The organism is Pantoea sp. Pa-EAmG (assembly GCF_030024295.1).
GTDB classification, from domain to species: Bacteria; Pseudomonadota; Gammaproteobacteria; order Enterobacterales; family Enterobacteriaceae; genus Pantoea; species Pantoea dispersa.
In genome coordinates, this window is sequence record NZ_JASEWO010000356.1 from 1 (window position 1) to 1,264 (window position 1,264).

A 1,264-nucleotide genomic window follows, 5' to 3' on the forward strand; every position below is an offset into this window, starting at 1 on the left:
AACAAGGAATCCCGGCCAGTGAGCCGGGATTCCTTTTTTATCAGTCAGTTATCCTTCAGCAGCCAGGCGGATAATCAACTGTCCCGGCTCAGTGAGCACCTCGATCTTCTGCCCGGTCTCAAATCCCAGTGCCGCCATCCAGTGGCCCTTCAGGATAATAAACGGTGAAAGCGTGAACTTCCTCTGATCCCGGACATATCCCACGGTATAACGTCTTGATTGAGCTGTGGACGTGTTGGCCTCTGACTTATGATGCGTGCCAGCCATAACCAGCTACTCGTTAATTGCTTGCGGTCAGCGGGCTGGGGGTTCGAGCACCACGGTTCCGCACCTGTTACCTGCACCATTTACCCATCACGTTATCCAGCATCTCAACCACAAACTTCTGCTTCGTCATTGGCGTCTGTCGGATCGCATCGATCTGCCTTTCCGGCCGTGGCACCGTGCAGTGGATAGTGTGATAAGATCTCGGGCGGCAGGAAACAGCGCGGCAGCAGGCGCGACCGGTGCGGTCAGCGGAGAGCTGATGGGTAAATTGATCATGCATTCGATGTATCCGGGTAAACAGGTCAGTGACCTGCAGGAGTCGGATAAGCAGATCATCAGTGCACTGATTACGCTGGCTGCAGGTCTGGCAGGCGGCGGGACCGGCGGCAGTAGCGCCAGTGCGCTGGCCGGCGCTCAGGCAGGGAAAATGTGGTTGAGAATAACTGGCTGAGCGTGCAGGAAGCCGACAGAAAGAAACAGCTGGAGACGAAGCGCGACTATCTGAAACAGGAACTGACACCGGCTGAAGCGAAAGAGCTTGCGGCGATTAATCAGACAGATAAAGCGCGTGATGAAGCGATAAAAGCGGTCTGTATGGATGGTAATTAAGGTGATTCAGCCTGTGGTGCGCTGATTGGCCCGGCTCAGAAAGCATTTAATAAATATGGTGAAAATGCGACCTACTCATTGTTGTACAGGGATTTATATCCACAGGATGTGAAAAACCTGGAAAGTGTTTTGCAGGGACTGGATGCAGGCAGTATCAGCCGCGACCAAGCCATAACAGCAATAGCACAGGCGTCCGGTGTGAGCTGGGAAACAGCAGCAGGCCGTTATGATATAGCAATGCAGACTCAGGAACTGGCTGCCGCTCTGGCGGGTGCTTACGGGCTGAAGAGTGTAATTAAGGAACCGACAAAAGAGAGTTCAGCATAAAAACTATCTCAACCTTCAGCCGGAAGAACGGCAGAGCCAAATAGAAATGCTGCTGATGAGG

Annotated in this window: 4 protein-coding genes; 3 read left to right on the forward strand and 1 reads right to left on the reverse strand. The window is 53.2% G+C overall.

Annotated features, from left to right (window positions below; translation table 11 throughout):
• Positions 1–48: 48 nt before the first annotated feature.
• A complete protein-coding gene (locus QMM04_RS22560; RefSeq protein WP_282997115.1) occupies positions 49–267 on the reverse strand; it encodes a SymE family type I addiction module toxin in 219 nt (72 codons plus the stop codon).
• 259 nt (positions 268–526) lie between these two features.
• Between QMM04_RS22560 and QMM04_RS22565 the strand changes: the two genes are divergently transcribed.
• From QMM04_RS22565 to QMM04_RS22575, 3 genes are all read left to right on the forward strand, one after another.
• Positions 527–718 carry a VENN motif pre-toxin domain-containing protein gene (locus QMM04_RS22565; protein WP_282997116.1) on the forward strand — a complete coding sequence of 64 codons (192 nt, stop codon included), beginning with the start codon at positions 527–529 and terminating at the stop codon, positions 716–718.
• Complete coding sequence (locus QMM04_RS22570) at positions 697–876, forward strand: hypothetical protein (RefSeq protein WP_282997117.1); 180 nt, start codon at positions 697–699, stop codon at positions 874–876. The genes QMM04_RS22565 and QMM04_RS22570 overlap by 22 nt, the downstream gene beginning before the upstream one ends.
• 108 nt (positions 877–984) lie before the next feature.
• A complete protein-coding gene (locus tag QMM04_RS22575; protein WP_282997118.1) occupies positions 985–1,203 on the forward strand; it encodes a hypothetical protein in 219 nt (72 codons plus the stop codon).
• Positions 1,204–1,264: the final 61 nt, after the last annotated feature.

What these genes read in the sequence shown, in the direction of transcription:
- QMM04_RS22560 (WP_282997115.1), bottom strand. Translation starts at nt 267, where the DNA reads ATGGCTGGCACGCATCATAAGTCAGAGGCCAACACGTCCACAGCTCAA.
- QMM04_RS22565 (WP_282997116.1), top strand. Translation starts at nt 527, where the DNA reads ATGGGTAAATTGATCATGCATTCGATGTATCCGGGTAAACAGGTCAGT.